Source organism: Frankia sp. BMG5.23 (assembly GCF_000685765.2).
In the GTDB taxonomy this organism is placed as follows: Bacteria; Actinomycetota; Actinomycetes; order Frankiales; family Frankiaceae; genus Frankia; species Frankia casuarinae.
This window is the reverse complement of sequence record NZ_JDWE01000131.1, coordinates 1-3,118: the sequence shown is the minus strand read 5'-3', so window position 1 is coordinate 3,118 and position 3,118 is coordinate 1. Positions and strand designations below refer to the sequence as shown.

3 protein-coding genes and 1 pseudogene are annotated in these 3,118 nt (G+C 67.9%); 1 reads left to right on the top strand and 3 read right to left on the bottom strand.

Going from position 1 to position 3,118, the window contains the following annotated elements; genetic code table 11:
• Nucleotides 1-213: pseudogene (locus BMG523DRAFT_RS23965) on the top strand (hypothetical protein); the annotation flags it as partial.
• Between the two features lie 480 nt (nucleotides 214-693).
• On the opposite strand, the gene BMG523DRAFT_RS22015 reads toward BMG523DRAFT_RS23965, so the two are convergent.
• From BMG523DRAFT_RS22015 to BMG523DRAFT_RS22005, 3 genes are all read right to left on the bottom strand, one after another.
• Nucleotides 694-960, bottom strand: a complete 267-nt coding sequence (locus BMG523DRAFT_RS22015; protein WP_023840404.1) for a hypothetical protein — start codon at nucleotides 958-960, stop codon at nucleotides 694-696.
• A 120-nt stretch (nucleotides 961-1,080) separates the two neighbouring features.
• Nucleotides 1,081-1,386 carry a hypothetical protein gene (locus tag BMG523DRAFT_RS22010; protein WP_023840405.1) on the bottom strand — a complete coding sequence of 102 codons (306 nt, stop codon included), beginning with the start codon at nucleotides 1,384-1,386 and terminating at the stop codon, nucleotides 1,081-1,083.
• 525 nt (nucleotides 1,387-1,911) lie between these two features.
• Nucleotides 1,912-2,736: a toll/interleukin-1 receptor domain-containing protein gene (locus BMG523DRAFT_RS22005; RefSeq protein WP_235463388.1), complete on the bottom strand. Its 825-nt coding sequence runs from the start codon at nucleotides 2,734-2,736 to the stop codon at nucleotides 1,912-1,914.
• Nucleotides 2,737-3,118 lie beyond the last annotated feature (382 nt).

The following is a 3,118-nucleotide window of genomic DNA, read 5'->3' as shown; positions in this document are numbered from 1 at the left end:
CCGGACCCCGAACAGGCAGCCACCGCAGCAAGCGACGCCCTCATGATCGTTGACGGCAAGGAAGTGACCAACGGCCCGACCTTCAACCGGGCCGCCGGTATTTGGCGCACCCTCGCCCGCAACGAGGAGTGGGCACGGCTCGAACCCGTCCGCGACCTGGGCGAACAGGTCTCATCCGAGCGCCGTGCGCTCCCAGCAGGCCCAACCATCTAGATCGTCGCCAAAGTTCTCTACGGGTTCAAGGGCGGCCTTCGGCCGCCGCGGGGGCCTGCCGCACGCGCCGCGCCTACGGGATCGCCGCACCACGATGGGGCCCCGCCTCCCTCCGGTCGGCACCCCATCGGGGCGTCGCCCCGTGGGCGCGTCGGCCCGTCGGAGCGTCGGAGCGTCGGAGCGTCAGACCCCCGCCAGGGGGTCCGTGACGATCGGCGGTCAGGGTGCCGCTGGTCCACGCGGATGGTCGACGGGTCGAGCGAGGTCCGGCGAGGGTAATGCCGTTGCTGGTTGTTGGGGCTCCGCCCCAAACCCCGGCCCTCACTCTGGAGGAGGGGGAAGGCGCGGCACGTCCGCTGATCGCCTCCGCCGCCCGACCGACGGAGGAGATCAGCTCAGCCGGGGCTCTGTGAAAGATCAAAACCCGGGTCGGGTGGCGTGGAAGCCCCCGAACCCGGGTTTGCTCAGCCGTGGGTCAGGTCATGCCGCGAGCGGTGTCCGCTGTTCCTCCGGGTCGAGCAGGGAATCGGCGAGGGCACGGCCGATCGCGTCGCCGGTGTCGAGGGGTTCGCGTGCGACCAGCAGCCGCACCCCCGTCCGGCGCAGCAGGCCCAGGACCGCCATCCGCCCGGTTTCGGTGGCCGCGAGCCGTTCCAGCGTGTCGACCACGACCACGCCGTACGCCCCCGACCCGACCAGCCGGACGACCGCCGACCAGGCGTGCGGACCCGATCTGGCGGACCGCACCCCCGGCCCGCCAGCCGCGCGCCGTACATGCCACCGCGAACACCGCCCGCTGGTCTGCCAGGTCGCCGTAGCCGCCGGCATCCTGACGGATGAAGTGCAACGCCCGCAGCGAGCCCGCCATCACCGGCCCCCGTCCCGACGATGACCACCGGGCCAGCCGTTGATCTGCGAGTAGTACCACTGGCTCGCCGCCGACCCCGCGACCGTCAGCGAGTCCCACCAGCGCGCCGCCACGTCATACGGCATGTCACCGGCCACGCTCACCCGCACCCCGGCCGGAAGCAGCAGGGTCGGACGCATCACCGAGAACCGAGGACCCGGCATCGGAAGATGCACATCCGCCGACTCCGCCGGATGCACCTGGAGATCCACGCTCGTCACCGACCGGTTACCGCCACCGATCGGCCCATATGGCACCATGGCCATGGGTTCCACACTCCTGTTCACGCAGGATTTGGGATCAAGGCCCGGAGATTGGTGCTGGTAACACCACTCCGGGCCGCCTATTCACTTACCTTCCACCATCCATAAGACCCTGAAGATCCACACCATGCAGGCATTTCGCGCGGATGGGAATGTTTCACAGGAAACGCCCACGCCGTTTTTTGCCGGCATGGTCACCGTTTCCTGCCTCCATTCATGGAATGGCCGTTCGTGTCGTCGGACCCCATGCGGGCAGCCCCGAGGTGCGGAGCGAGCGCCAGACCAAGGGCTGGGACGGAGAGCCGGACCGAGCTGCGAGCGAGGTTCGGCGCCCAGTCGGCCCGACCGTCGGGCGGCATCCCCAGAGACTCCAACCAAGTACTACGGTCGCCACCTGTATGGATCGCCGCAGGACGTCCGCATCCACTTCGGTTCTGTGTCGCAGATCACGGTGTACTTTCGGTTCTGCGATGAAGATCCCGAAAGCGCAAATACACCCAGCCGGGGGGCATCTTTTCCGAATGATCACTAACGTCCGAGATGCCGCTTTCCAAGCCGANCCAGGGTCCAGCCGAGCGCCATGGCGGTCGTGAGGGTATTGGTGTGGTCGGGGCCGAGGGTGGCGCGTTGGCGGGTGAGGGTGTCCTCGAACAGGGTGCGTGCCGCGGCGTGCTCGCCAAGGTTGCCCAGGGNCNANCNGAGCNNNNTGGCGGTCGNGAGGGTNTNGGTGTGNTCGGGGCCGAGGGTGCGGCGTTGGTGGGCGAGTAGATCTTCGGTGCTCTGCTGGTCATGCGGGTCAGGGGATGTGTCGGTGGGTGCGGGTTCGTTTGCGGGGAAGGCCGGTTCGTGGGTTGGTGGGTTCGGTCGGTGTGTGGGGAAGTTGGGGGGTGTGGTGGGTTTAGCGCGTCCGGTGAGGGTGTGGCGGACGTGGTCGAGGAGGTGTCGGCCGGCTTTGTCGGCGTCGTGGTGGAACAGGTCGATGGAGACGACGGCGCCGAGGAGTCCTGGCCGTGGGCAGTCTTCGACCCGTACCGGGAGGAGTTTGCGTTTGAAGCCGTGAGGGTCGGCGGCGTGGGCGGCTTGCCATTCGGCATGGCCGTAGATCGAGGTCAGGTAGGCGCCGGAGAGTACGGCGAGGGTGTGTCGGGCGTGTTGGACGCCTTGTTGCATGCGGATCTGCCAGTTCGATCCGGGGACGAAGTCCCAGGCTTGGACGAGGACGCGGTAGCCGTCTGCTTCGAGCTGCCAGGAGATCCACTCCGCCCATTCGCGATCAACTGCCGTGTACGAGACGAAGAAGTCCCAGTCCGGATCGGAACCGGTCGCGTCGTCCGTGTTGCCCCCGTCGGTCACCCGGCCAGTGTGCCACCGGCACAGACCGCGTCAGGTCGTCCTACTACGGACTCCGCGGGCCCCCGAATCTGTGATATAGGACACGGTGTACTTTCGTTTGCGCGACGATACGCGGCAGTTGACACCTCGGCAGGAAGAACAGCCGCCGCGCGGGACGCTGAACGACGGCACCTGCCCGACTCCGCTGGACCGCCCCGGGGGGATCCTTATCCTCCCGCCCCGAGGCCTCCGAGGCCCTCCCACGTCCGGGGAAGGGAGAGCCGGACGTGAGAAAGACGCCCGGATACCAGGGCTCCGTCAAAGTCTGTTTTGGCTGGTCAGGGCGATGATCTGGAGGACGAGCCCAGGGTCTCTGATGGTGGCTCGGCGGGCCTGTCTGATG